The organism is Spartinivicinus marinus (assembly GCF_026309355.1).
GTDB classification, from domain to species: domain Bacteria; phylum Pseudomonadota; class Gammaproteobacteria; order Pseudomonadales; family Zooshikellaceae; genus Spartinivicinus; species Spartinivicinus marinus.
In genome coordinates, this window is record NZ_JAPJZK010000001.1 from 6,260,662 (window position 1) to 6,287,104 (window position 26,443).

Below are 26,443 nucleotides of genomic sequence, written 5' to 3' on the forward strand. Positions count from 1 at the left end.
GAAATCCTTGGTACTGCTTAGCCGGCCACTAGGTCGGCTTTTTTTATTACTTGGATCGTTCAGTACAGAAGTTGGTTAAGGTACTCTCCAACCAGTCAACTCGTAATGGTTTGGCTATTGTTCCAATAACCTGTAATCCCATCATATTGGCTATTTGACAACTGTTCTCTAGCACTGCCTGCGGCTCCTCACTGGCAATAATTACACCACCACTAAAGCCACGTTTGCCTAAGTGATGAAGAAACTCAGCACCATGCATACCCGGTAAGTTTAAGTCACAAATCACCACATCTACCCTGTGTTTACTCACCAACGTTAAGGCTGTCTGGCCATCTTCAGCCTCCAGCAAACGGTTAATACCTAACTGCTGTAATAACAGCAGTAAATAATTACGCTGAAATTCGTGATCTTCCAGCACCATAATGGTTAGGTCAGCAAGTGATTTATTCATTCCTGGTCAAAAACTGTTTTATATACTGCTGTAAGTGCTCATATTCTCTTTTCACCTGGCTGATATAATGGCCAACACCTGACCAATCGCCTCCTTTTGCAGCCATCTCTAGGGAACGGCTACTTTCTGCCAGAGCATCTGCCTCAATAATTTTAGCTGCTCCCTTAACCCGGTGAGCGGTTTCCGCAACAGCTACCGCTTCATGGGCCTCCACGGCATCCGATAGCTTATTGATATCTTGCTGGGTTTGGTCAATAAAATCCCCCAGCATTTTATTGACCATGGTCTGATCACCAAACAGTGACAATAGCTGGCTCAGTTGAATGGGTGCATCAGCAGCATCACTCTCTGGCTGCACAACATCTTCTTTATGGCGCTGGTTGATAATGGCTTTGCCTAGCCAATACTTAAGAATTTTGCCTAAGTCAGGAATAGTTACCGGTTTGGTAATAAAGTCATCCATCCCAGCATCTCGGCATTTTTGTGCATCATCAGCCAGTGCACTGGCCGTCAGTGCGACAATTGGGATACGTCCATACCCCAGTCGCTGCTCTTCTTCCCGTATCGTTTGAGTGAGTGTATAACCATCCATTTCTGGCATATGGCAGTCTGATATGACGAGTACAAAATCGCCTGTTCGCCAAGCTTTCAAAGCTTCTACACCATTTTCTACGATACAAGCATCCACCCCCAACAGTTTGAGCTGCTGTCTAATTACCTGCTGATTAGTTGGGTGATCTTCAGCCACTAAGATTTGGCCAGTGAAATTAAGTTTAGGCACCTCCACTTTAGGTAAGCTGGTCAGTCGATCAGCCAGATAATCTTCAACGCCTAGGGCAATTTTCAGCGCCCGATAGAACAAACAAGGAAACAAGGGCTGTGTGCCCAATTTAACCCCTACTTTTTCTATTTCTTCAATCTGTTGGTCATAGTTAGGGGACAGTAACACGACAGGTATTTCCAGGCTGGCAAGCCAGTTCAAGCTATGAGCATCATCCAGCTGCCAGTAATGCTGAATGACATACTGTTGAGCAACAAGGGCATTGACTTTGTTAGCTTGTAACAAGCTGGGAATTTCACTCGCCGCTTGAGGTAGCTTGTCAGGCCGTATTTGCTCTACTCCCCAAGCCCCCAGGTATTTGTTAATACTGCTGGTTAAAAAACTGTCCTGCACTAATACCAAAACGGCTTGTTTATTGAGTACCACCGAAGGCTCACTGGGTGTGCAAATATCAAAAGATTGCTGGTAGCTGATAGTGGTTCCTTTGCCCACCGTACTGGCTAGAACGATCTCCCCTCCCATCATTGCTGCCAGCCGCCGGCAAATAACCAACCCCAGCCCTGTACCACCATAGCGGCGAGTGGTGGTGGCTTCTGCTTGACTGAAGGGTTCAAATAGCTTGGCCTGCTTAGTTTTATTAATGCCTATTCCAGTATCTTCAACCGTCAGCGTAAGCCACTGGGTTTGGGCAGTCGCTCGCTGCACTTCCAAGCTAACTTTGACATACCCCATATCCGTAAACTTAATAGCATTACTCAGCATATTAAATAAAATCTGACGAATCCTGACGCTATCAGCTGTCACCTCTTTTGCTAGATAGGGGTCAATGTACAAGCGCAGTTCAACCTGCTTTTCTATCGCCTGAGCCGCAAAGGTACCTGCCACTGATTCCAGTAATGTGGTGAAGTCAACGGGGTGAAAATCTAGTTTAAGCTTGCCCGCTTCAATTTTTGAAAAGTCCAAAATATCATTCAAAATTTGCATCAATGCAGTGGCAGAGTCACGCATGGTATCCACCAACCGTTGCTGGTCGGCTTGCAGCGAGGTATAGCAAAGTAGCTCTAACATCCCCATCACGCCATTCATGGGAGTACGAATTTCATGGCTCATGACGGCTAAGAAGTCAGACTTCGCTTGGGTAGCAGCCTCAGCTTCTTCTTTAGCTCTGGCAAGCACCTCTTCCTGAACTTTACGCTCTGTAATATCAACAATCACACCATCAATAAAGAGAGGGGCTTTATTATGGTCATAGATGGCTTTACCCCGCTCAAATACCCAGTGTAACTGACCGGTTTTATCCACCATTCGGTATTCAATGCTATAGGTTGATTGCTGCATTACCTGTTGCAACACTTGCTTCCTAAGCTGCTCAACATCATCAGGATGAACGATGCTGGCAAACTTACGCACTTTATTATGAATAAAGTCACTAGCGGGATAGCCACTTAATGATTCGATAGCATCACTGATAAATAACATGGTGGAGTCTTGGTTGACCTGATAGCGAAACACTGCGCCAGTCAGATTACTCAGCAGATTGCGATAACGCTCTTCACTTTGCTCCAGTGCCCGCTCAGCCGCTTTACGCTCAGTAATATCAACGATCACTCCCAGCAACCCGGAAGGCTGTCCTGTTTGACCACCAAAGGTAGACTTCCAGAACAACACATCATGCACCATCCCATCAATATAATGTGCCTGAGTCTCACAGTGAGTGATCCCACCTACATCTAGCAACGAACGGTCATCCGTATCATATTCATCTGCTTTAATGGGATCTTGGTGGACTTCCAATACCGTTTTGCCTATGAGCTCATCCCGATGGATACCAAAAGCTTCTTCATAAGCCCGATTACAACCCAGGTATTTACCTTCTCGGTCTTTGAAAAAAATGGGGTTAGGGATGGTATCAAGCAGTACTTTTTGAAAATCCAGTTGAGCAGAAAGTTGCAATTCCAGCTTACGGCGCTTTTCAATTTCAGCAGACAGGCGTTTGTTCCACCAAAGAATCAATGCCCAAGCAACAACAATGACCACAGTGATGGGTATCAGATAGGTCAACACCTGCCGCCAGTTAGCAGCATGTTCATAACGAACAGCTAACCACTTTTGCTGTATCGCCCGATGCTCCTGTGGCGTCATACTGGCCAACACCTTGTTGACTAACTGAACCAGATGAGGCCAGTCCATTCTTACGGCCAATCGAATATCCTGCGGATGGTCCTGAACAGGCGCTGCGATTTTCAGTTTGCCTAAAAACTGCTGCTGAATCATTTGACTCATCACCACCAGATTGCCTATCGTCGCTTCTGCCTCACCTTTAGCCACCATGTTCAGCGCATTTTTTACTGAATCCGTTTCAATCACAGAAACAAAAGGGTAGTCAAAGCGCAGCATTTCATAACTGGCGTAATCCGACACTGCCACCACTTTTTTTCCTGCCAAGTCCTGTAGTCCTTCAACAAAGCCTGCATCAACGGCAGTAACAATGGCCATCGGGATCTTGGCATAAGGCCTGGAAAACAGCATATTTTGAGCACGACTGGGGGTTTTCGAAATAGCAGCCAATAGGTCTATCTCCCCATACTGAATGGCTCTCATTTGCTGGCGCCAAGTTTGATGTTTCACAACATGAACGGATATCCCCAGGCGTTGGCCAATAATCTTGGCATATTCGGAAGCAATCCCTATATGATTCCCTTCGGCATCCAGCGCATCAAAAGGAGGCCAGTTAGGATCGACACCTAACCTGATAACAGGGTGAGATTTTAGCCAGGCCTGTTCTTCTTGGGTGAGTGCCAGCGCTCCCCGACCAATGGCAGCTTCTTCTTTCAGCCACGGCCCATTCAATAGTTTTCGCTCATCATCTCTAAGCTGCTTCAGAAATTCTTGTAAGGCCGCTTGCCACTGCAAGTCATCTGGTGGACTACCGATAAACCATTTTAAACTGGCCAACCCTTTAACAGGCTGCCATTGCCAGTTATGTACATTCACCTGATTAAGCCAGTAATTAGCCATGGCACTATCACCCAACAGCCCGACGACTTCTCGTTTTGCTACTGCTTTTAACGCCGTATTAAAAGACTTAAAGGTTCGTATCGTGGTGGTCTCTGGCAACTGGGATTTAACGAGTGGAAGCCAAGTAGGCTTACCAAGGATGGCTATGGTGTTATCTTGCAAATTGTCAATACTGACAGAACTGGTTTGACGGGAAGTGAACAGCCCCATAGGGGCTTGTATTAAGGCTGGCAAGAAAGTAAATCGGCGATGAAAATACTTGTCAGGTTCACTGGCAAATACCAGATCAACTTTTTTTGTGTCTGCAGCTTTCAATAACGCTTCAGCCGATGAATAAACGGTTATGCTGAACTCAATACCTAACTGCTTACGGAGTAAAGCCAGGTAATTGGCCTCAATCCCCCTTAACTCATTGCGATCATTAAGGATGACATAGGGAGCAGAGGTATCGGCTAGAGTACCCACCCGCCAGTGGTTAACCTGGCTAAGTCTTTGCCTGATATTGGGTTGTAATTCCGTGGAGGTTGTTTGAGGTAACTGAACACTGACCTCATCGACTAACTGAGCCTGATAAACTGCCAAACAATACTGACTAAACAAGCAACTAACAATCCCCCACAGACATAACCCCAGCTGATAGCGATAACCTGTGTTGCCTGCCAAACCTCATTCCTATTCTCTGCAGATCTTAACGAGACTACTGACTGTAATCTAAGTGTAGCTCCTTGCTATCTAATTCATGGCTGTTTTTGAGGGTTTTTTCTTTTGACGGGTAGGGTGTTGCTTAAACCGCTTCATTCGCCGATAAGGGTAAACATCCATCACCTGCCCATGCTCTATTAAACCCTGTAGCTCTTGCCAATAATCCGCATCAAATAGTTCAGGATGCAACCGCGTAAATTGCTGACGAATCTTGGGGTCAGCAAATAAAAATACGCCAAACTCTTCAGGAAAAACATCATTAGGTGCCACTGAATACCATGGTTCAGCAGCCAGTTCATCTTCAGGAAAACGGGGTGGTGGGATTTTTCTAAAACGACACTCCGTTAAATAACAGATTTCATCATAATCATAAAATACGACTCGTCCATGGCGGGTGACACCAAAGTTTTTCAATAACATATCACCAGGGAAAATATTAGCAGCGGCCAGTTGTTTGATCGCATTGCCGTATTCATCCAGAACAGCCTCCAACTTTTTACCCCTCACTTCTTTAATATATAAATTGAGCGGGGTCATTTTTCGCTCAGTATATAAGTGATGTACTATCACCTGGTCATCAGTAATGGTGATATTTGACTGAGCGACTTTCTGCAGCTCAGTTAATAGCTCTGGTGCAAAACGCTGTTTAGGAAACGCAAAGTGAGAAAACTCCTGAGTATCCGCCATCCGCCCTACTCTGTCATGAACTTTTACCAAGTGATACTTGTCTTTTACTAGCGCTTTATTCACTTCTTTAGGCGGGTCAAAATAATCTTTAATGACCTTAAAAACCGTCTGACTGGAAGGTAACGTAAAGACCGTCATTACCATTCCCTTTACCCCTGGCGCAATAATGAATTGATCATCAGTTGCCGCTAAGTGGGATAAAAAGTCACGATAAAACTCAGTCTTACCATGCTTATAAAAACCAATCGAAATATACAATTCATAGCGTTGCTTCCAGGGTAACAACTCTTGTAAAAACTGCACATATTCAGAGGGAATTGGGGCCAGTACCATAAAATAAGAGCGTGTAAAGCTAAAAATAACACTGACTTCGTCGGGGTCCATAATTAATGTATCTACATAAACAGCCCTCTGGTCATTGTTAAGTAAAGGCAACACAAAAGGTTTGACCTGTTTTTCGGTAGCAGTTTCTTCAGTAATAGTTTTTTCAGTGACAATGTTTTCAGTAACAATGCGCCCAACTAAATAAGCGGCCTTATTGCGGTAAAAAACTGACTTAATAATATCCACATGACTGACCGTTTCGTTGGAGAATGCCTCCCCCATTTCTTGCTTGATACAATAAATAATCTGGCTGATATCACGACGTAAGTTTTCATAAGGAATCGCAAAGGCATAGTCCATTAATATCTGTTTAATCAACGCCACTAACCCCTGTTGAGGTTGATAGCGATTATAAATGGGCTGCTGGCTCCCCAATGGAGGCGCAGGAAACGATGACTGGACAAACAAGTTGTCTTCACTGATCGCATGATGGCGAAATACCCGACAAAAAATCGAGTTAAAAAATGTCTCCGCCAATTCATAGTCAGTGCGACTGACTATTAACTGATGATAGGCTTGCTTAGCATGGCGCCACATTGCCAATGACAAACAGTCATCTGGCACATGCTGGGATAAATCCGCCACCACTTCCGCCACCGCTTTATCGTATAAGTTAATCCGTCCACTGGATGCACGCTGCACCTCTCCCCAAGCCGCACGCTCAAAACGACGCCGTGCCCCTAAGGTAATTTCACTAAAACGTAAACGATAATGACTAAAACCCGTTAATACTAAATCAGCAATCTGTTTTGCGGCCTGTTGTTTTTCCACTCACTTGCTCCCTGTTACTTTTTGCTATTGTGGCTAAATCCTTGGCTAATGGCAGGCTAAAGCCATGACTTAGAGGTCAACCTGGCAAAGCAGCCAATCTGTGCCATACTGCGATATTAGTTTGTTATATTTTTTTAGCGTGGCTAACCACCTAACCCTTAGTTACCCAAAAGTTGTTCGTAATGCAGTTTAAATCCATATCTTCTCAAGTTTTAGTCTATGCAGGCCTCTGTTTAGTTTTAGCAATTGCAGCTGTCGTGGGGTACAGTTTTATCTCCAGTAAACAGGTCGCAAGCCTGGTGACTGACAACTCTTCTGACCTGATTTCAGCGGCCACCAAAGAAAAACTAGATGCGATTGCCAGTGCCCAAACGGGTACTATGGTTACCCGCATGGAAAAAGCGATGGTCGCGGCACGCTCGCTGGCTCAAGCGTTTGCCGCATTAAAATCCACCGAATTTACCAGTCAAGTGGCAAACAGCAGAGAACATGTTTCCACTATGCTCAAAGGGATGACGGAATATAACCCTGATTTTCTTGGGGCATACACAGGATGGGAACCCAACCAGTTCGACAGCAAAGATGTTGACTTTAAAAACCAAGAAAACGGGCACTCACAAAAAGACACCGGGCAATTTGCTCCATATTGGAATCGCAATAAAGCGGGTAACCTGGCTAGTCGGCCCTTGGGTAGCTTTAATAACACCACTAAACAAGCAAATGGCGTAAGACAAAGTGAGTGGTACCTATGCCCTAAAGACCAGAAACGAGAATGTATTATTGATCCAGCATCTTATGATATCCAAGGCACTCAAACCTTATTAACCTCATTTGTCGTGCCTATCATCGTGAAAGGCAAGTTTGTCGGTATGACCGGTATCGACTACTCCATGAACTTTCTCCAAGAGATGAGTTTAGAGTTAAAAAAATCTATTTATGAAGCAAAGAGCCAGGTCACCATTCTCAGCAGTTTAGGCATTATTGCAGCATCTACTCCAACCCCGGAGCAAATTGGTCAGTCTATTGCTGGCCAACCTGACTGGGATAAAATTATTAGTTTAATTCAGTCAGGCCAAACCAGTATTCAAGAAACAGGGGGAAATATTCGAGTTATTAAGCCCTTTACCGTCGGTGCATCCAACACCTACTGGGGTATGATTATTGATGTCCCAAAAGCCGTTGTTTTTGCTGAGCTTGATACCTTTAAACAAACCCTACAGGAGCTGTTTAATAATAATTTATTGCTGCAAGTGGGTATTGGAGTGCTTGCCACTTTCATCTCACTGTTATTACTATGGCGTGTGTCTATTTCTATCGCCAGGCCCATTCGACAAGTAGTGGCTTTAATTAAAGACTTATCTTCTCAAGAGGGTAATTTAACCCACCGAATTAATGTCAAACGTGCAGATGAAGTGGGTGCACTCGCTCATTGGGTTAATCAGTTTCTTGAGAAAATCCAATTGATGATCAAAGATGTCGCCCACTCTATTGAACAAGTCAATGGCTCTGCCAACCAAAGCGCGAATATTGCCGAAATCACCAATAGTGGTGTTCAACGCCAGCGAGAAGAAATTGACCAAGTGGCAACAGCCATTAATGAAATGTCAGCCACCGCTAATGATGTGGCTAAAAATGCTGCACAAACGGCTCACTCAGCCAATGATGCCAATCATTCTGTTGAAGAAGGCCAGTCCATCGTCAATGAAAGTGCTAATACCATTCGCCGCTTATCAGTAGAAGTTGAAGATGCGGTTCAAGTAATAAATCAATTGAAAGAAGATAGTGAAAATATCAGTTCAATCCTGGATGTGATTATATCCATTGCTGAACAAACCAACTTATTAGCACTCAATGCGGCGATTGAAGCTGCCCGGGCGGGTGAACAAGGCAGAGGTTTCGCAGTAGTTGCGGATGAAGTCAGAACACTGGCTAGTCGTACCCAAAGCTCTACAGACGAAATACGTCAGACCATTAATAGCTTACAAGAAAGAACAGAGGCAGCGGTTGCCACTATGAGCCGAGGCCAAACGATGACTCAGGAAAGTGTGGTTCAAGCAGAAACAGCAGCCAGTCGACTGGAACAGGTCGTTAGTGCTATCAGCCAAATCACCGACATGGCCACTCAGATTGCCAGTGCCGCTGAAGAACAACACGCCGTTTCTGAAGACATCACCCGCAATGTCACCACCATTAGTGATGTAGCAGGAGAGGTCGCAAACGGCGCGCACAGTGCCAGCGAAGAAAGTGATAAGCTCAGCCGATTATCAACTGAGCTACAAAGTAAAATTAATCGCTTTAAGTTTTAGGATATGATGCACCTGATGTATCAGAGCCTCCTGTTACCCCTTAAAGACAACTAGCGCTTACGCTTCTTCTGCCTCAGTCTCTTCTGCCATGGCATCTAGCTTGCCCAAAATAGAACCAACCCGTTGGCTCCATTGGCCCATTTCTTCCTTCAAAATGTTATTTTCTTCTTCCAGGCGGGCTTTTTCTTCACGCAACTCTTCAATTTCCATCCGTTGCAAACTAACGGTATCAACGACTTGTTGGATTTTTTCTTCCAGCCGAGCTAAATGATCTGTAGACATAAGGGTTCTCAGTCAATTTAACAAAAGTAATGTAATAGGCTCTATATTATAGTGTGACTAAGTTAAAAAATTAAAGATTATCTTAGCCAATTTACAATAACAGTTGTTCTTTTTTGAAACATACCACAATTAAAATATATCACAGTTTTCAATACACTTTAGGGCCCTCTAATCATTGTTTGCTGCCTCTGACCTGCTGGTAAATACGCAATCAAGGCGCTGCCTACTTTTTTACCAACCTTACCAACCAAACGTAACCAAACTGTAAGCTGACTATTAACTATTTTTTTTATTTGACTCATGGTTGATTTCATCCTTGTCTTATAGTGCATATTCTTTTTAAACACGATATCCGCCATGAAGTAACCACATCAAAAGGTGTACTTCATGTACTTCTCTACCAGAGGGGGTTGCAGAAAATAAATTAAGTGCCCGATATGAAGTAACAGGATAAGGGAAAATAAAGGAAAGGAAGCCCATGAAACAAACCAAACTCAATTTATCTGGGGTAGCAATTGCCATGACTGCTGCCAGCCTGATCAGCGGCTGCGTAGGTCCCAGCAAGTCGACCCATTCATCAACGGCGGCTGCAGGCAAAACCGACCTAGCTCACTGTTATGGGGTTAATATCTGTGGTGGACATAATGACTGCAAAACAGCCAACAATTCCTGTAAAGGTCAGGCGTCCTGTAAAGGCCAGGGGTTTGTCGCTATGCCAACCAAAGCCTGTAATGATGTAGGCGGTAAAGTAAAAGACGACTGGCGTGGTCAAGTGAGTAAAGCAGACTTAGTCAAATGTTATGATGTCAATCTGTGTAAAGGCCACAATGACTGCAAAACGGCCAATAATGCCTGTGCTGGTCAAGCGTCCTGTAAAGGCCAGGGGTTTGTGTTAACACCTCAAAAATCCTGTGAAGATATTGGCGGCAAAGTGGGTTAGTATTTTGAACGGTTCTTTCTGTGCTTTAATTCTGTGCTTTAATTTTTTTGAGCTTTAGATTGCTAGCACATAGAGAGCCGTTAACAACAAATACAATACCAGCAAAATAAAATATGAACCAACACTTCCTCGGTTTCGGTTTAGGGCTTAGAACCGACCATTTTCAAGAAGTCATTGATACACAACCAGCTGTTGACTGGTTCGAAATTATTTCTGAAAACTTTATGGTGGCTGGCGGCAAGCCAACATATTATTTACATAAAATTCGTGAGCAATATCCGATGGTCATGCATGGTGTCTCCTTATCCATCGGCTCAACCGATCCACTTAACCTGGATTACTTAAAAAAGCTTAAAGTATTAATTAATGAGGTAAAGCCCGCCTGGGTTTCAGACCATTTGTGTTGGACTGGGGTTAATCATGTTAATAGCCACGACTTGCTCCCCCTACCCTACACACAAGCAGCTATTGATCATGTTGCAAGCAGAATACAACAGGTGCAGGAGTTTTTAGGCAGACAAATCCTAATTGAAAATGTATCAAGCTATTTGTCTTATCAAGACTCCGAAATGCCGGAATGGGTCTTTTATCAAGAAGTAGCCAAGCAAGCAGACTGTTACATGCTGCTGGATATTAACAATATTTACGTCAGCGCCCGTAACCACGGCTTCTCAGCAACTGACTATCTGAATTATATTGACCCACAACATGTACGACAGTTTCACCTGGCAGGCCATACAGATTATGGTGACTATGTGATTGATACCCACGATCACGCAATTTGTGATCCAGTGTGGTCTCTTTACCAAGCGGCGTTACATCGCTTTGGCGCGGTTAGCACGATGATTGAGCGTGATGACCATATTCCTCCATTAACTGAATTATTAGATGAGCTGGCTATTGCCAAACGAATTGCTAATGGAGCTTTAAATCTAGGAACCACTAAAGAAATGCCTACTTCCGAACAGATCACGACAGTTAAAGCACTTTATGGATAGCTTACTCGCTACTCGCCAACACCAGTTGTTGGCGTATTTACTAGGTGAAAACAGTATTATTAGCGAGCACATCGTGAGTCAGGGTAATATTTCCATCATGACTCGCCTGGAAATTTATCGTAATGCCTACCAAATCAGGCTAAAAAAAACCATTGAAACTGACCATGAAATCCTGGGCCTTTATTTAGGTGATGCATTATTTGATGAAATGGTTGAAGGCTATCTTAATAACCATGTTTCACACTATACGTCACTTCGTCAGTTTGCCGACTCACTTCCTCACTATCTAGCCACCACTTCACCTTTTATTGATTACCCTATTATCAGCGAATTGGCTGCATTTGAACGGTTACTGCTAACAGCATTTGATGCAGCAGACATTCAGCGTATGACGCCAGAATACTTAACTACCGTACCTACCGAACAGTGGCCCAGCTTGCATTTAACTTTTCACCCAAGTATGCAAATTTTCAGTGCCCACTGGAATACCGTTGAAATATGGCAGGCACTCAAGGCATGTAAAACGCCACCCGCCGCAAATACCACTCAAGCATTATGGATTATCTGGCGTAATAATGAACGTTTAACCGAATTTCACTCATTATCCCCTGAAGAACACCAGTTAATCCATCTAGCTTTACAAGGTAAACCATTAGCTGCAATGTGCGATGCATTATTGGCCAACCATCCTGCGGAAAATACCAGCCAATTAATTGTCGATTATTTACTGAGTTGGATAGAAAGAGGGGTATTAGCCTATAATAATTAACGCTTGCCATTAGCTAGTTTTACCGACTCAGGATGTAACCGCAGCCGCCACATAGCAACCACCCCTAAAAATGGCCCAATCGCTAACAAACCAAAGGCATACTCCCACCCCACTTGCTCTACCCAAATGGGAATTAAATGAATAGTAACCAATGTCAGCAAAAAGCCAATAGAGGTTTGAATCGTTAGCATAGTTCCTCGGTAGGCAGGTTCAGACAGTTCCACAACACAAGACGAAAACTGAGCCGAATCGGCCACAATGGTGATTCCCCAAATAATACAGATGACACTTAATAACCAAGGATGACTACCGAATAAAAAACCAACCACCAATGCACAACTGCCACTGATTGTCATCGCCAACATCGTGAGGGTGGTTCGGCCTAATTTGTCCGCAAATAATCCCCCAAATAAACAACCGACAGCTCCGGCGGCAATGACCAAAAACGTGGCAAGGTTAGCGTAAAAAGTAGCCGTGGTTTCTATCCAGCCTAGCTGAGCAAAGCTGGCATGAAAAAACACTCCAATCCACGCCCACATGGCATACAACTCCCACATATGACCAAAATAACCCAAATTAGCCAGTCGAAGTGGTTTGTGTCGCCAGGCCTGAAGCACTAACGACCAATTAAATGAGGCTGCCAAACTATGCTGAGGCCCAAGCCCCACTAAATGGATCAGCCCTCCTGCTATTAATGCGCAAATAGAGGACAGTTGGATGGTCAACTGCCAATCAATGCCACCCAGTGCATTAAATAAATGGGGAGAAGCAGAGCCTAATGTCAATGCGCCTACTAACAAACCAATTAACAAACCGGTATCTTTTTCTGCCCAGCTCGCCGCTATTTTCATCCCAACGGGGTACAAACCAGCCATACAAATACCAGTGGCTAGACGACAGATAATCATTAACCAGGAAGTGGGCTCCAGTAATAAAATAGCCCCATTGCAGCCTGCCGCAATCAATGCGGCTATTGAAAAAAACCGTCTGGGATCAATTCGATCAGCTAATCCTAATAAAGCACTGGTCACTGTGCCTATCACAAAACCAATGGCAACGCTGCTGCTAAATAACGAGGCCTGCCAGCTGGCCAGCTGATACTCCCCTTTTAATACAGGTACAACAGCGGTTGCCGAAAACCATAAGGTTAATGCCAATACCTCACAGGTCACTAAGACTGCAATCGCCGTCCATTTAGAAGCAATCATATTGGAGGTAGCCATCCGTTGCTCAAACATTGTGTTAACATCCAGTGTATTTTTTAAATATTTTGTATGACTAAACCACCACCCCAAAGCAGCAACACATACCCTACTGGTTTGGCAATTTGTTTCCCCCAACTGACATTTTTCTCAATTGCCATCACCGCACCTAATAACAGCATCCAGGCTACACTACCAGTGCCTACTGCAAACATTAATAACATTAATGCCCAACAACAGCCGACACAATACAACCCATGATGTAAACCTAATAACCAAGCCTGCCGATAATAATGACTACCACGCCAATAACTCATCACAAAACTTAATGGTGTACGACACTTGTCTAAGCATTGGTATTTTAACTGGCTGAATTGAAAAGCACCGGCAGTTAAAAGTAATGCCGTACTTAACACCCAAGCCTTATCACCCAAGCCATGGTGGCCAAATAAATATTGAGTAGCCCCCCACTGGGCAAGGTGTGCTACAACCCCAAACAACAACCACACCAATAAATAACCAGAAATTAATAAGCTGACTAACAGCCAACGATTAGGGTGCGACGCAGCAATGCGATGAAATATCTGGATTAACGGTAAAGTAGTCGGCAGCATCATGGCAATACACATTAACATCCACCCTAATAAATACATTGCCACCGCAGGTGATGAAGGCCCATGCTGATGCATACCATGGCTGGCTGCCGGTCCATGTAAGATATAGTGGCTGTATGGGGATTGTTCCCACCAAAACAAGACCAACCAGGCCACCACCACTAACACGACAGTAGCAGGTACAAACAATGACTGCTGAAATTTAATTGCTTTCATTTGAAATTATTTTTTGTGAAATTTAACCGCTGGAAATAAATGAAAAATTATTCATCACTCTACCGATTGAAATTGAGAACCAACTTAAGATAAACAGTAAAGTGATGAAAAATATGTATTATTAGGGTGAACTCACGCTTCAAATAAAAACTGACCTTGAATTGCATTATGCCCTTGCATATCAATATCAAGGCCTAAAAGTGGTTGTTTCATTTTATAGTCAGATGCTTTACCCACATAAGCAGGGGCACCGGGTACAGTAGAAAATACTGTATCTGATAAAGTGGATTTACCGGTGGGGCCTTCAAAAGGCTGCAACTCAGCACTGATATCACTACCAATCCGAATCGTGCCTTTGCCATCATGAACTGAAAACTCGATGTTAGCGCGTTCTACCGCAACCACTTCACCAACAAGTTGCACCAGATCCGCTACGGGACCACCCAGCTCACCGGTGTAAACTTGTAGTAAAGCCTCTTCCTGGACTTTCGAGGCATTGCCATCTACATACATAACGACTCGCCAGTTGCCTTCCATAATATTACCAGGGATATGAGCAGTTACAGCAATGGTTAAACCGGATACATCAACCCCATTAATATCACCTTTTTCCATATGCCAGGCAATAATGGTATTACAGGTTTCCCCATCAGGGTCTTCTCCTACCCAGCAAGGACATAAAATATTACAATCACACACTTCGAGTAGCTTTCCTTCTAATTTATAACCCATTGCATCTTCCTTAATTAACGAGTACTAACATTCCAACTTTATTAATTGATAGACTTCCCGTGAATAATTTTTAGCATTTGAATCTAATTTGACACTTGCTCACAACCTACCAGAGATCACCATCTTATACAGCTATTAACTGTATACACAATACTACTGTACAAATAAATACTGTGATAAGCTAAGGAACATGCACGAAATGACGGTTTAAATTGGTTGGTAACAAAGTTGCGCGCATTGCAGACTAAACAATGGATAATGACATTAGTGCTAACAGTATTGTGGCAACTAATGACGGTGTCTATTGTACAGGCAGACCACTGTAATCAGGGGCAAATGCTATTGAGCACTGCTACCCCTCATGCCAGTTGTCAATCATGCGAGCCCCAATTAAAACCAATCACTAATCCCTTTAACAAAACCAGCTCGATAGATAACCATTGTATAGATTGCAGCTCCTGTGTCACTTCCAGTACAACAGGGCTAATTAATCAGCCTCTGCTGTTTAGGCAGCCTAAATCAATTCCCAATTATCCAACACTCACCGTTCAATTTACTGAAGCTATTCCCAACCGCCTATTACGCCCACCCATTTACGGCTAATTCAACTGATCCAATTTAATGTTGTAACCAAACTATAGTGTCTTCCCTACAGGCCATCACAAAAGAGAGCGGATAGCTTGTTGCTCCATATCGAACACTAAACTTATATTTATACTCTTTCATAACTCTCTTTAAGAAAGGTGTAGCGAAAGAGTATTGGTGAATAAATATGAAGAATACCCTATCACTTCATATTTACCGGCTTTTGCGACAGCCTCTAAGGGAAGGGAAAAGTATTTTTATGCAATTATTAAGGTATTTTCAGAAATGAATGTTATTTATTTTCTTCGTCATTCTGTCATTTTTTGCTTGTCACTGTTGAGCATCATCACTTTTGCTCAAGACAAACCCTCTTTGGATACATTGTTACAGGTTTATAAAAGCCCACAGTGTGGTTGCTGTGTTAAGTGGGTAGATCATATTGAGCAAGCGGGGTTTACCACCCAGGTTATTAACACCAATACCTTGACTGAGATTAAAACGCAGTTTGCTATCGTTCCCAAACAACGCTCTTGCCATACAGCCGTGTCTCAACAGGGATATGTGTTTGAAGGACATATTCCCGCTAAAGTCATCAAACGTTTTTTACAGGAACAGCCCGATAATGCTATTGGACTCAGTGTTGCTGGCATGCCTGTAGGCAGCCCAGGGATGGAAGTTGAAAATAACTTTATGCCTTATCAGGTAGTACTGCTAATGAAAGATGGCACCACTCAAACGTATACGAAAATTGAGTCAGCAAAGCAGCAGTTTTAATGCACTTTTTACCCAAGGAAACCAAGTAACAATTAATTGGTAGGTTATCGCCAAAGCGAATGGTTTTTAGGCGAGGCCACCGAGCGATGAAGCCCCAGGAGTTTAGATAAACTAAATGACTGGGGTGAGGAACGATGGTAACAAAGCCTAAAAATCATTCGCGAAGAGTATATGTAAACTTAAAAAGCTGCCTATGTTGAAATAGGCAGCACAGTTAGACTAAGTTCTTGGTCTTAAATGGGCATGCCAACGTCTTTCCAGCATTTTAAAGCCACCCACAATGAAAAACGTCACAATCATATACAACACACCGGCAGCAATAAATGCTTCAAAGGGGCTGTAGTAAGTTGAGTAAATTAATTTTGCTGCACCCGTCAAATCAACCAGCGTCACGGCACTCGCAATAGCACTGCCATGAAGCATAAAGATCACTTCATTTCCGTATGCAGGTAATGCTCGACGAAACGCACTGGGAAAAACAATACGGTAAAAGGTTTGCCAAGGTGTCATTCCATAGGCTTTAGCTGCTTCAACTTCACCACGATCTGTCGTATTAATGGCACCACGTAAAATTTCAGCCGTATAAGCCGCTGTATTTAGGGTAAAAGCTAATAAAGCACACAGATAAGCTTCTTTAAAAAAGCCCCAGAAAACAGTGTCTCTTACCCATTCAGCCTGGCCAACCCCATAATAAATTAAATATAACTGAACCAGCAACGGGGTACCGCGAAAGAAATAGATAAAACTCCAAGCAAACCAGCGCAAAGATACATTTTTACCATTGCGCATGAGCGCCATTGGCACAGCTAAGATAAAACCAATCAGCAGGGATAATGAAACTAACTCTACCGTCAGCAGTAGCCCTTCCAGCAACTGAGGATAATTATCCTTGATAATATCAAAATCCATTAGTGGGTCTCCCGTTTTACACAAGCACCATAATGGTTTTCAGCCCACTGTAACAGCGCTACTGATATAGAAGTAAATATTAAGAAAATGACGGCAACCGCCAAGAAAAAGATAAATGGCTCTTGGGTAGAACCTGACGCCAGATGCGCCTTTCTCACCATATCTTCTAAACCAATTAATGAAACGAGAGCCGTTGCTTTTAGTAACACCAGCCAATTATTCCCTAAACCTGGTAACGCATGACGCATCATTTGCGGAAATAAAATCCGATGAAAAACTTGCCAGCGGGTCATTCCATAAGCACTGCCTGCTTCCAGTTGACCTTGATCGACCGCTAAAATCGCTCCTCTAAAGGTTTCTCCCATATAGGCACCATAAATAAAGCCAATGGTAATGACGCCAGAAATGAAGGGATCAATATCAATATAATCGTCATAGCCAATACTTGCTGCTAAGTCATTAATCAACAGCTGGCCGCCATAAAATACCAAAAACATTAATACCAGCTCAGGAATACCACGAATAACAGTGGTATATACACTGGCCAACCAGCGAGCTAACAGGTTTCTAGAGAGTTTACCCAGCGCGGCTAACATGCCAAGTAAAACAGCAATTAATAAGGATAATAATGCCAACTCAATGGTTAATAATGCACCATCCAGGATTGAGCTGGCATATTCAATCGGGTGTGGAGCGTCACTTGCTTGCGCCATACAACTGTCTCAATATGCACAATGAAAAGTCATTCGCGAAGGATATAAAATAATAAAGGGCACCTTAACTATCATTAAATTGTGCCCTTCTGGATGACCTCTTTTTACAGTAACAACTAAGCTTATTGATTAGTCGCCATAAATATCAAAGTCAAAATAGTTGGCTCTGATTTTATCGTAAGTACCGTCTTTACGAATCTGCTCAATCGCCATATTTAACTTATCTTTTAAGTCTTTATCCCGCTTACGTAAGGCAATCCCAATGCCTTCACCGAACCAACGTTTATCAGTAATATCAGGTCCGACAAACTCAAATTTATCATCATTTCCTTTTTTCAAGAAACCATCATTTAGTGGAATAATATCACCTAATAATAAATCCAATCGGCCAGCTTTCATATCTAGATAAGCTTCATCCTGGGTGCCATAGCGCTTAATCGTCACCACTTCACCGTATTTTTCAGTGATATATTTATCTGCAACCGTTGAACGTTGAACACCAACCGTTTTGCCTTTTAAGCCTCCATCAGTTACTTCAATGCTAGAACCTTTTTTACGAATAAATTTGACAGGGGTATGGTAATATTTGTTGGTAAAAGCGACTTTCTTTTTCCGTTCTTCAGTAATCGACATAGATGCAACAATTGCATCATACTTGCGGGCAAGCAGCGCAGGAATAATACCGTCCCAATCTTGTGGTACCAATTTACATTCTGCTTTCATGGCCGCACACAGCGCATTGGCAATATCAATATCAAAGCCTTTTAATTCGCCCTTTTCTGTTGTCCAGCTAAATGGAGGATATGCGCCTTCTACGCCAATTCGCACTTTTTTCCATTCTTTAGCAGTTGCGGTTGTTGCACAAACGGCCAGTAATACTGCCCCTATTAACTTCAAAGGTTTCATGAATAACCCCCATTCAATTATTGTTATCCCCGTCGCGAATCATTTTTAGGTTTTGTTATCGTCGCTCCTCACCCCAATCACCTATTAATATAGGCTCATGGAGCTTCGTCACTTGATAGCCTCACCTAAAAACCCTTCGCATTGGGTATATTAACCCTAGCCAGTGATCGAATGATCTGCTAGCTCTAGTAGCTACTCGCTAGAAATTGTTTTAAGCGCTCGGATTTTGGATAATTAAATAACTCATCCGGTGCGCCCTGTTCTTCAATGGTGCCTTGATGTAAAAACATCACGTGATTACACACATCTTTAGCAAAAGCCATTTCATGGGTAACAATTAACATTGTGCGCCCTTCTTCTGCTAAACCTCGCATGACCTTCAGTACTTCACCAACCAACTCAGGGTCAAGCGCGGAAGTAGGTTCATCAAATAACATGACTTCAGGGTCCATGGCCAGTGCCCGTGCAATGGCTGCACGCTGCTGCTGTCCTCCTGATAAATGGCTGGGATAGTAGTCTTTACGTTGATAAATACCGACTTTATGGAGTAAAGCTTCTGCCCTTTCGATGGCTTCAGCTTTAGTTAGTTTCAATACACGAATAGGTGCCTCAATGATATTGTCAAGAATGGTCATGTGAGACCATAAATTGAAGCTTTGAAATACCATGGATAAACGCGAGCGAATTCGTTCAACCTGTCGCATATCAGCTGGTACGCGTTCCTTACCACGTCCAATTTTCATCGCGATGGGTTCGCCATGCACTTTAACTTCGCCAGCAGTTGGAATTTCCAGCATATTCACACAGCGTAAAAAGGTACTTTTACCTGAGCCGGATGAACCAATCATGGAAATCACATCACCTTTACGGGCAGTAAGTGAAACCCCTTTTAACACTTCAGCTTTGCCAAAATGCTTATGAATATCAATTAATTCTAATGCGGGTATATCTGACATTATTGTTTTCTCGCGCCCTTAAAGCACACTCCACTATACACTTCATTAAATACTACAAATAAGCAAACACATCATAATTTTTTGTAAGCGCCCTGTTAATGTGTTTGATTAAACTATTGTTTTTCTGTGTCTATCATTATTTTAGCTGTAAATAGTGCCCTCCCCGTTGCTTTAATTAAGCAACAAAAGCAGCCTTGAGTTACATTGCGCCCATTTAATAACTGATTTTGTCACTCAAGCAGGAAAGATGGTAACGGTTTAATCCTCGCTCTGTCATCCACATTACCAAAATATTTCAGTAAGGAATGTCGGTATTTTGCCAAAAAGTTTTATTATGGCGACCATTTTATACCCAATCAGCCAAAAAGTTTTTGAAATATGACATTTTTCACCTTAGCAAAGGCGAAGATAGTTTTGATTACTTCTCATTCAACAATTGCTGTCTTTCTTGTCGAGGGGTCACACCAAAGTGACTCCGATACGTAGTACTAAAATGTGATGCTGTAGCAAAACCGCAGCTTAACCCCACTTGAGCTATCGCCTTGTCGGTCTGCTGTAACAACTGTCTGGCACGCTCTAAGCGCAGCTGTAAATAGTATTTTGAAGGGACACTTTGCAGATGCTTTTTGAATAATCGCTCTAAATGCCGCCTAGATACCCCAACATGAAAAGCCAGATCATCAGTGCTTAAAGGCTCTTCTATATTGGCTTCCATCAAAGTAACCGCTTCCACCAGTTTGCTATGGCTAGTACCAATCCGCACTTTCAATGGAGCCCGCTGTGGGTCTTCACCGGGACGAATGCGCTCACAAACGAACTGTTCTGAAATGGCGGATGCCAATTCCAGCCCATGGTGTTTACCAATTAAAAACAGCATCATGTCCATCGCAGCAGTACCTCCACTGCAAGTAAACCGATTACTATCAATTTCAAACAAGTGATTAGATACAATCGTTTGAGGAAACTCTTCCCGTAAACTGGCAATATCCCACCAATGAATTGTGGCCCGATACCCCTCCAGCAACCCTGCACAAGCTAATAAATAGCTACCGGTGCCAATTCCACCTAAAGCGATCTGCTGATTTTTATCTTGCTGCCTTAGCCAGGCAATCACTGACTCATTACCCGTTCTGGCCACTGGGCTGGCTCCTACCACAAACAAAGCATCCAGTGGCGGAATCTGATCCAGAGCCGTATCCACTTGAACCGACGCACCACAACTGCTGGCTACTGCAGCACCTTCCGCACTAATAGTGACCGTTTCGTAAAGGTTATTTCCACTCACCCAATTCGCCATACGCAGTGGTTCAATCGCAGACGAAAAGCCAATAAGGGAGAAGTTCGGCAACAGTAAAAAGCCAAAATGCAATGGTTGATTTGTTTTGCTTATAGCGGCTAAATCAGTGACGACCATTCATTCAAAGCCTTAAAATACTACACTTGATTACAAGCACTGGCCTAACTTACCCAGAGCCACCTGGCGTACTGAGTTATATTAGCCCTGAGCATTTTTCAAATGAGTAATGGTTAGTTTTAAAATATGCGACACTTAAAAGTGTTCACTAAGAGACTATTTCGCCAATTATAGCCAGATTAGAGGAGCAAACAACCTTACTAAAAAAGAAAAAATGTCATGCCTTTTAAAATCAAGGTCGCTTTCTTTATATTGAGTGACTATCGTTATGGATTGCTTTACCCCATAATTTAATCGTGCTACCTCCTAAAATAAGAGGCCTTTTATTAGGAGGCAGTGCTAATGCGATACCTCCCAAAGCTGCTGCAGTTAGGCAACAACTGCTTTGGGTAATATCATTCATTCGCGGTATGAAAAGACCCAGTCATGAGTAGTGTAACAACTAAAAAACAAGATACGATCGCCAAAGTCGTTGCTGTTATTCAAGAGCGCTTGCCAGCTGAATCGCAACCAGCTGCCATTGAGTTTGCTCAGCGGTTTCTAGCAGAAAGTATCACCAATGAAATTATCAAACAGCCCTTTGAAAGCCTCAGCAGCAGTGTTTTATCTCTGTGGGACTACCTTCAGCACAGAGTTCCCGAGGCGCCATTAATACGAGCATTCAACCCAACATTTGAAGACCATGGCTGGGAATCACGTCATACCATCGTAGAAATTATTACTGATGACATGCCCTTTTTAGTGTCGTCTATTTCAATGGCATTAAATCGACTAAATTGTGCTATTGAGCTAATTACCCACCCAGTGATTGCTGTCAGCCGAAGTGATGAAGGAGAACTACTGCAGGTTCATCCTCAACATGACTCCTCCGTGACAACCACTGAAGCTGTCATGCGTTTTGAAGTTGAAAGAGAAAGTGACGCAGCAAAACTGAAAGAAATTGTTGAGCAAACTCAGCAAACGCTGAGTGATGTTCGCCAAGCAGTCCATGACTGGCCAGCCATGGCGGATAAACTCAACGAAGCCATTCGCAGCGCCGAGCAAGCCAATTTGCCTTTACCAGCAGAAGAGTTGGCCGAAGAGCTGGATTTTTTACGTTGGGTAGCTGAGCACCATTTTACTTTTTTAGGCTTTCGTGTCTACCAGCTAAGTTGCGACCCACAAGACGGCAGTTGTTCCTTAACTCTCGATACTGCATCTAGTTTAGGGACATTTCGTTCATTGGGAGAAGACACACCTAAAATACTGAAACTGTCGCCTTATATGACTGAGCGATTATTGGAGCCATCCTTACTAGTACTAACCAAATCCATTAGTCGCTCTACCGTTCATCGACCCGCTCACTTGGATTACATTGGCATCAAGCGTTATGACGAGGCGGGCAAAGTCATCGGCGAGTGGCGTTTCTTTGGCCTGTATTCTTCTACTGCTTATACGACACCTCATTCTGATATCCCGTTATTACGGCGAAAAGCAGCACACATTTTAGAAAAAGCCAGTATTCCGTTGAATAGCCATAAAGGGAAAACCCTCCGTAATATTCTAAATCATTATCCCCGCGATGAAATGATGCAGGCCAACTTCCAGCAACTTGAAGATACCGTCCTTGGTATTCTAGAAACGCAGGAAAGACGCCAGCTACGAATATTTATTCGGCCTGATATTTATGGCCGATTTATTAGTGCAATCATCTATGTTCCCCGTGACCGGTATAACACCGAATTACGGTTAAAGATGCAGAATTTATTATTAAAAATATTTAATGGTCACAGCGTTGAATTTAATGTGCAGTTTTCTGAGCAGATTTCTGCCCGGGTACAATTTACCATTCATTGCGAAAATGCTCAGGAAATTCAATACAACACCGAAGAAATTGAAAGCCAAATGACTCGGGCAATGTTGTCATGGATGGATAATGTCAAAATTGCATTGAGAGAAAAACTAGGAGAGGCAGAAGCTAATCGTATTTACAAAAGCTATCAGCAAGCCTATCCAGCCGCTTATCGAGATGACTTCGCCACCACTCAGGCCCTAGTCGACATTCTGCGCATTGAGCAACTTGATGATAACCACCCTCTGTCAACCTATCTTTATCGCCCCCAAGGTAGCTTTGGTAACCTGCACTTTAAAGTGATTGGCCGTGGTCAAACCATGGCTTTATCTGACGTCTTACCTATTTTGGAACAAATGGGCGTTCGGGTGCTGTCTGCACGCCCTTACACCATTTCGCCACAAGACCATGAACCTGCCTGGATTATCGATTTTGACATTGCTACTGATAGTGCTGTTGAACTAGATGTGCCCAGCTGTAAAGACGAGTTTCAGGATACTTTTGTTAAAGCCTATACCGGTGCCATTGAAAACGACGGGTTCAACAAGTTGGTTGTCGCTGCTGGGTTAAAGTGTCGAAAGACCATCATGCTCAGAGCAGTATGTAAATACCTATTACAGCTTAAAGTTCCATTCAGCCAAACTTATATGGAGCAAACCCTGGCCCGTAATGCAGTCATCACTCGTTTGTTGACTGAACTGTTTAGCTGGAAGTTTGACCCCTATCATCAAGATGAAGAACGTGAGTCTCGGATTGAACAACTGCAAAATAACATTGAGCAATCTCTCAGCTCGGTGAGCAACCTAGATGAAGATCGGATTCTGCGCCACTACCTCAGTGTTATCCAAGCAATGTTGCGGACCAACTATTATCAGTTGGGCAACGACCATTTACCGAAAAGCTATCTTTCGTTCAAGCTGAAGCCCACTCAAATAGCCATTGCACCTCAGCCCAGGCCCATGTTTGAAATATTTGTCTATTCACCTTGGGTTGAAGGGGTCCACATGCGTGGCGGCAAAGTGGCTCGCGGCGGCTTACGCTGGTCAGATCGCAAGGAGGATTTCCGAACAGAAATTCTTGGTCTGGTAAAAGCCCAAATGGTGAAAAATGCAGTGATTGTGCCAGCCGGTGCAAAAGGCGGCTTTGTGGCCAAGCAACTACCAGAAGCAGCTGATCGCGATACTATTCAACAGGAAGTGGTCCATTGCTATACCACCTTCATTTCTGGTTTGCTGGATATCACTGACAACCTGGTGCATGGCCAAACCACGCCTCCCAACCGCGTTGTGCGACACGATGCCGATGATCCTTATTTAGTCGTTGCAGCAGACAAAGGCACTGCCACTTTTTCAGATATAGCCAACCAAATTGCCAGTGACTATGGCTTCTGGTTAGGAGATGCGTTTGCTTCGGGTGGCAGCAACGGCTATGACCATAAGAAAATGGGGATTACTGCCCGAGGGGCTTGGGAATCTGTTAAGCGATTATTCCTTGAGCAAGGTGTCAACACCCAACAGCAAGACTTTACCTGCGTAGGGATTGGCGATATGGGCGGCGATGTTTTTGGTAATGGTATGCTGCTTTCTGAGCATATTCGCCTGGTAGCGGCCTTTAACCATCTGCATATTTTTGTTGACCCTAACCCTAATGCCGCTACTAGTTTTGCTGAACGACAACGGCTGTTTAAGCTGCCCCGTTCCAGCTGGACAGATTACGACCAGAGCTTACTTTCTAAAGGTGGTGGCATTTATGAGCGGTCATCGAAGCAAATTACCCTATCAGCAGAAGCACAACAGGCATTAAACCTGAAAAGTACTACATTAACCCCTAGTGAGTTAATTAAGGCTATTTTAAAAGCGCCCGTTGATTTGCTTTGGAATGGGGGTATTGGTACCTATGTTAAGGCTAGCTCTGAAACCGATGCTGATGTGGGCGACCGAGCCAATGATGCGTTACGGGTCAATGCCAACCAACTTCACTGCAAGGTCATTGGTGAAGGCGGTAACTTAGGCTTTACCCAGCTGGCCCGGGTAGAGTTTGCCCAGGACGGTGGCTATGTGACTACTGATGCTATCGACAACTCTGCTGGGGTTGACTCGTCAGACCATGAGGTCAACATCAAGATTGCCGTGAGTCAAGTCGTTGAAAATGGTGATATGACCATTAAACAGCGCAACCAGCTGTTGGCTGAAATGACTGATGAAGTGGCTGAACTGGTGTTAAAGCATAATTATCAGCAAAGCCAGATACTTAGCATTACCAACCAGTTTGCTGCAGAGCTACTACCTGAACAGACCCAACTGATTCACCAGCTAGAAAAGCAAAAACGCTTAAAGCGCAAGCTGGAGTTTCTTCCTAATGACGAGCAAATAGCTGAGCGGCAGCAAAACCAGCAAGGCTTTTCTCGCCCTGAGCAAAGCGTGCTATTGGCCTACAGCAAAATTAAGCTGCATGATGAGCTGGTCGCATCGGATATCAGCTCAGATAAAGATATCAGTAAATTACTGGCAGACTATTTTCCTCAGCCCTTAGTTACCCAGTGCCAGCAAGCTTTGGGAAGTCATCCACTTAAGTCTGAAATTATTGCTACCCACCTAACCAATCTTGTAGTAAACCGGATGGGTCCTACTTTCTACCTACGAGTGCAAGAACAGATTAACAGCAGCCCAGCGGATATCGTGCGGGCTTATATGACAGCGAATGCAGTCTTAAAGCTAGACAGCCTCTGGCATGCAGTTGACAGCTTACAAACCAACCTGTCACATAGGGTGTTAAACGAGCTGTTCCTTGGCCTGCAGGAAGTCGCTGAAAAAGTAACCGTTTGGTTGCTACGTCATGAAACCTGGCCACTCCCCATTAGTAAAGTGGTTGAGAAGTATCGTGATCCATTAAACAGTGTGGTTGAAGTACTTCCCAAAGTCCTGACTGGGAGTAATTCTCAGCACTTTAGTCAGCTTCTTAACCACTACACAGCAAATGGGGTTCCTGCCAATCTGGCTTCGTCACTGGCAACCTGCCGCTACCTCTATAGCAGTCTGGATATTGTAGCGGTAGCATTAAATCAGGGAGAAGCTGTCAATACGGTTGCGTCGCTGTATTTCGCCTTAGATAACCAATTAAACTTGTCATGGTTCAGGCAAAGTATTAACACCCTGCCCCAGCGTAACTTATGGCAGCGCAAAGCCCGTATTACCTTGGCAGATGAATTGGATCTAGCCCTCAGGCAAGTATGTATCCAATTGATTTTACAAACCGACACGGTAACCAAGCCAAGTGAACGTTTGAATTGCTGGTACAACAATAATATGGCTCGTTTAAAACACAGTCAGTCGTTGATGACTGAAATGCAAGCAGCTCCTCAGCAGGATTTAGCCATGTTATCAGTGGCCGTCAAAGAGTTACGTCGCTTAACCTGATAGACAGTTTTAACCAGCTGCCAGCTCAACGCTGGCAGCCACGGAGCAACACCAAGGAATTACTCAAGCGCTAGTTGAGTAAACAA

20 protein-coding genes are annotated in these 26,443 nt (G+C 43.6%); 7 read left to right on the forward strand and 13 right to left on the reverse strand.

Going from position 1 to position 26,443, the window contains the following annotated elements; genetic code table 11:
- Nucleotides 1-46: 46 nt before the first annotated feature.
- From OQE68_RS27515 to aceK, 3 genes are all read right to left on the reverse strand, one after another.
- On the reverse strand, nucleotides 47-451 hold the full coding sequence (locus tag OQE68_RS27515; RefSeq protein ID WP_180566837.1) for a response regulator: 405 nt from the start codon (nucleotides 449-451) through the stop codon (nucleotides 47-49).
- Nucleotides 444-4,913 (reverse strand): transporter substrate-binding domain-containing protein, encoded by a 4,470-nt coding sequence (locus tag OQE68_RS27520; protein ID WP_180566836.1) that lies wholly within the window; start codon nucleotides 4,911-4,913, stop codon nucleotides 444-446. The genes OQE68_RS27515 and OQE68_RS27520 overlap by 8 nt, the downstream gene beginning before the upstream one ends.
- Before the next feature lie 69 nt (nucleotides 4,914-4,982).
- Nucleotides 4,983-6,794 carry a bifunctional isocitrate dehydrogenase kinase/phosphatase gene (gene aceK / locus OQE68_RS27525; RefSeq protein ID WP_180566835.1) on the reverse strand — a complete coding sequence of 604 codons (1,812 nt, stop codon included), beginning with the start codon at nucleotides 6,792-6,794 and terminating at the stop codon, nucleotides 4,983-4,985.
- A 182-nt stretch (nucleotides 6,795-6,976) separates the two neighbouring features.
- Here aceK and OQE68_RS27530 point away from each other — a divergent pair, with 182 nt between their 5' ends.
- On the forward strand, nucleotides 6,977-9,100 hold the full coding sequence (locus tag OQE68_RS27530; RefSeq protein WP_180566834.1) for a methyl-accepting chemotaxis protein: 2,124 nt from the start codon (nucleotides 6,977-6,979) through the stop codon (nucleotides 9,098-9,100).
- Between the two features lie 57 nt (nucleotides 9,101-9,157).
- Here the strand turns inward: OQE68_RS27530 and OQE68_RS27535 are convergent, their stop codons facing one another.
- Together OQE68_RS27535 and OQE68_RS27540 are read right to left on the reverse strand one after the other, a co-directional pair.
- A complete protein-coding gene (locus OQE68_RS27535) occupies nucleotides 9,158-9,382 on the reverse strand; it encodes a cell division protein ZapB (protein WP_180566833.1) in 225 nt (74 codons plus the stop codon).
- Between the two features lie 158 nt (nucleotides 9,383-9,540).
- Complete coding sequence (locus tag OQE68_RS27540; protein WP_180566832.1) at nucleotides 9,541-9,684, reverse strand: hypothetical protein; 144 nt, start codon at nucleotides 9,682-9,684, stop codon at nucleotides 9,541-9,543.
- 176 nt (nucleotides 9,685-9,860) lie between these two features.
- On the opposite strand from OQE68_RS27540, the gene bufA2 reads away from it, so the two are divergent.
- From bufA2 to OQE68_RS27555, 3 genes are all read left to right on the forward strand, one after another.
- A complete protein-coding gene (gene bufA2, locus OQE68_RS27545; RefSeq protein ID WP_180566831.1) occupies nucleotides 9,861-10,322 on the forward strand; it encodes a BufA2 family periplasmic bufferin-type metallophore in 462 nt (153 codons plus the stop codon).
- A gap of 113 nt (nucleotides 10,323-10,435) precedes the next feature.
- The gene (gene bufB, locus OQE68_RS27550) at nucleotides 10,436-11,320 is read left to right on the forward strand and encodes an MNIO family bufferin maturase (RefSeq protein ID WP_180566830.1); all 885 of its coding nucleotides are present in this window, start codon (nucleotides 10,436-10,438) and stop codon (nucleotides 11,318-11,320) included.
- Nucleotides 11,313-12,089 carry an HvfC/BufC N-terminal domain-containing protein gene (locus tag OQE68_RS27555; protein ID WP_180566829.1) on the forward strand — a complete coding sequence of 259 codons (777 nt, stop codon included), beginning with the start codon at nucleotides 11,313-11,315 and terminating at the stop codon, nucleotides 12,087-12,089. Before bufB ends, OQE68_RS27555 begins: the two co-directional genes overlap by 8 nt.
- Here the strand turns inward: OQE68_RS27555 and OQE68_RS27560 are convergent.
- The 3 genes from OQE68_RS27560 to OQE68_RS27570 form a co-directional block, all read right to left on the reverse strand.
- A complete protein-coding gene (locus tag OQE68_RS27560) occupies nucleotides 12,086-13,327 on the reverse strand; it encodes an MFS transporter (RefSeq protein WP_219339908.1) in 1,242 nt (413 codons plus the stop codon). The two genes, OQE68_RS27555 and OQE68_RS27560, sit on opposite strands and share 4 nt — an antisense overlap.
- Before the next feature lie 23 nt (nucleotides 13,328-13,350).
- The gene (locus OQE68_RS27565) at nucleotides 13,351-14,121 is read right to left on the reverse strand and encodes a DUF2182 domain-containing protein (RefSeq protein ID WP_180566828.1); all 771 of its coding nucleotides are present in this window, start codon (nucleotides 14,119-14,121) and stop codon (nucleotides 13,351-13,353) included.
- A 132-nt stretch (nucleotides 14,122-14,253) separates the two neighbouring features.
- Nucleotides 14,254-14,853 (reverse strand): DUF1326 domain-containing protein, encoded by a 600-nt coding sequence (locus tag OQE68_RS27570; protein WP_180566827.1) that lies wholly within the window; start codon nucleotides 14,851-14,853, stop codon nucleotides 14,254-14,256.
- A gap of 237 nt (nucleotides 14,854-15,090) precedes the next feature.
- On the opposite strand from OQE68_RS27570, the gene OQE68_RS27575 reads away from it, so the two are divergent.
- Entirely contained in the window at nucleotides 15,091-15,456 is a 366-nt protein-coding gene (locus OQE68_RS27575; RefSeq protein ID WP_266195846.1) for a hypothetical protein, read from the forward strand.
- A gap of 159 nt (nucleotides 15,457-15,615) precedes the next feature.
- Nucleotides 15,616-16,212 (forward strand): DUF411 domain-containing protein, encoded by a 597-nt coding sequence (locus tag OQE68_RS27580; RefSeq protein WP_266195847.1) that lies wholly within the window; start codon nucleotides 15,616-15,618, stop codon nucleotides 16,210-16,212.
- Nucleotides 16,213-16,431: 219 nt separating this feature from the next.
- Here OQE68_RS27580 and OQE68_RS27585 read toward each other — a convergent pair whose 3' ends face one another.
- From OQE68_RS27585 to OQE68_RS27605, 5 genes are all read right to left on the reverse strand, one after another.
- Nucleotides 16,432-17,121 carry an ABC transporter permease gene (locus OQE68_RS27585; RefSeq protein WP_180566825.1) on the reverse strand — a complete coding sequence of 230 codons (690 nt, stop codon included), beginning with the start codon at nucleotides 17,119-17,121 and terminating at the stop codon, nucleotides 16,432-16,434.
- The gene (locus OQE68_RS27590) at nucleotides 17,121-17,834 is read right to left on the reverse strand and encodes an ABC transporter permease (protein WP_180566824.1); all 714 of its coding nucleotides are present in this window, start codon (nucleotides 17,832-17,834) and stop codon (nucleotides 17,121-17,123) included. Before OQE68_RS27590 ends, OQE68_RS27585 begins: the two co-directional genes overlap by 1 nt.
- Nucleotides 17,835-17,963: 129 nt before the next feature.
- Nucleotides 17,964-18,740: an ABC transporter substrate-binding protein gene (locus OQE68_RS27595; protein ID WP_180566823.1), complete on the reverse strand. Its 777-nt coding sequence runs from the start codon at nucleotides 18,738-18,740 to the stop codon at nucleotides 17,964-17,966.
- A 185-nt stretch (nucleotides 18,741-18,925) separates the two neighbouring features.
- Nucleotides 18,926-19,696, reverse strand: a complete 771-nt coding sequence (locus OQE68_RS27600; RefSeq protein ID WP_180566822.1) for an ABC transporter ATP-binding protein — start codon at nucleotides 19,694-19,696, stop codon at nucleotides 18,926-18,928.
- A gap of 418 nt (nucleotides 19,697-20,114) precedes the next feature.
- Nucleotides 20,115-21,110 carry a GlxA family transcriptional regulator gene (locus OQE68_RS27605; RefSeq protein WP_180566821.1) on the reverse strand — a complete coding sequence of 332 codons (996 nt, stop codon included), beginning with the start codon at nucleotides 21,108-21,110 and terminating at the stop codon, nucleotides 20,115-20,117.
- A 426-nt stretch (nucleotides 21,111-21,536) separates the two neighbouring features.
- On the opposite strand from OQE68_RS27605, the gene OQE68_RS27610 reads away from it, so the two are divergent.
- Nucleotides 21,537-26,357 carry an NAD-glutamate dehydrogenase gene (locus OQE68_RS27610; protein WP_180566820.1) on the forward strand — a complete coding sequence of 1,607 codons (4,821 nt, stop codon included), beginning with the start codon at nucleotides 21,537-21,539 and terminating at the stop codon, nucleotides 26,355-26,357.
- The last annotated feature ends 86 nt before the right edge of the window (nucleotides 26,358-26,443 follow it).

Excerpts from the sequence above, each read along its gene's own strand:
- OQE68_RS27515 (WP_180566837.1), bottom strand. The coding sequence starts at position 451 with ATGAATAAATCACTTGCTGACCTAACCATTATGGTGCTGGAAGATCAC.
- OQE68_RS27530 (WP_180566834.1), top strand. The coding sequence starts at position 6,977 with ATGCAGTTTAAATCCATATCTTCTCAAGTTTTAGTCTATGCAGGCCTC.
- OQE68_RS27535 (WP_180566833.1), bottom strand. The coding sequence starts at position 9,382 with ATGTCTACAGATCATTTAGCTCGGCTGGAAGAAAAAATCCAACAAGTC.
- OQE68_RS27540 (WP_180566832.1), bottom strand. The coding sequence starts at position 9,684 with ATGAGTCAAATAAAAAAAATAGTTAATAGTCAGCTTACAGTTTGGTTA.
- bufA2 (WP_180566831.1), top strand. The coding sequence starts at position 9,861 with ATGAAACAAACCAAACTCAATTTATCTGGGGTAGCAATTGCCATGACT.
- bufB (WP_180566830.1), top strand. The coding sequence starts at position 10,436 with ATGAACCAACACTTCCTCGGTTTCGGTTTAGGGCTTAGAACCGACCAT.
- OQE68_RS27555 (WP_180566829.1), top strand. The coding sequence starts at position 11,313 with ATGGATAGCTTACTCGCTACTCGCCAACACCAGTTGTTGGCGTATTTA.
- OQE68_RS27560 (WP_219339908.1), bottom strand. The coding sequence starts at position 13,327 with ATGTTTGAGCAACGGATGGCTACCTCCAATATGATTGCTTCTAAATGG.
- OQE68_RS27565 (WP_180566828.1), bottom strand. The coding sequence starts at position 14,121 with ATGAAAGCAATTAAATTTCAGCAGTCATTGTTTGTACCTGCTACTGTC.
- OQE68_RS27570 (WP_180566827.1), bottom strand. The coding sequence starts at position 14,853 with ATGGGTTATAAATTAGAAGGAAAGCTACTCGAAGTGTGTGATTGTAAT.
- OQE68_RS27585 (WP_180566825.1), bottom strand. The coding sequence starts at position 17,121 with ATGGATTTTGATATTATCAAGGATAATTATCCTCAGTTGCTGGAAGGG.
- OQE68_RS27590 (WP_180566824.1), bottom strand. The coding sequence starts at position 17,834 with ATGGCGCAAGCAAGTGACGCTCCACACCCGATTGAATATGCCAGCTCA.
- OQE68_RS27595 (WP_180566823.1), bottom strand. The coding sequence starts at position 18,740 with ATGAAACCTTTGAAGTTAATAGGGGCAGTATTACTGGCCGTTTGTGCA.
- OQE68_RS27600 (WP_180566822.1), bottom strand. The coding sequence starts at position 19,696 with ATGTCAGATATACCCGCATTAGAATTAATTGATATTCATAAGCATTTT.
- OQE68_RS27605 (WP_180566821.1), bottom strand. The coding sequence starts at position 21,110 with ATGGTCGTCACTGATTTAGCCGCTATAAGCAAAACAAATCAACCATTG.
- OQE68_RS27610 (WP_180566820.1), top strand. The coding sequence starts at position 21,537 with ATGAGTAGTGTAACAACTAAAAAACAAGATACGATCGCCAAAGTCGTT.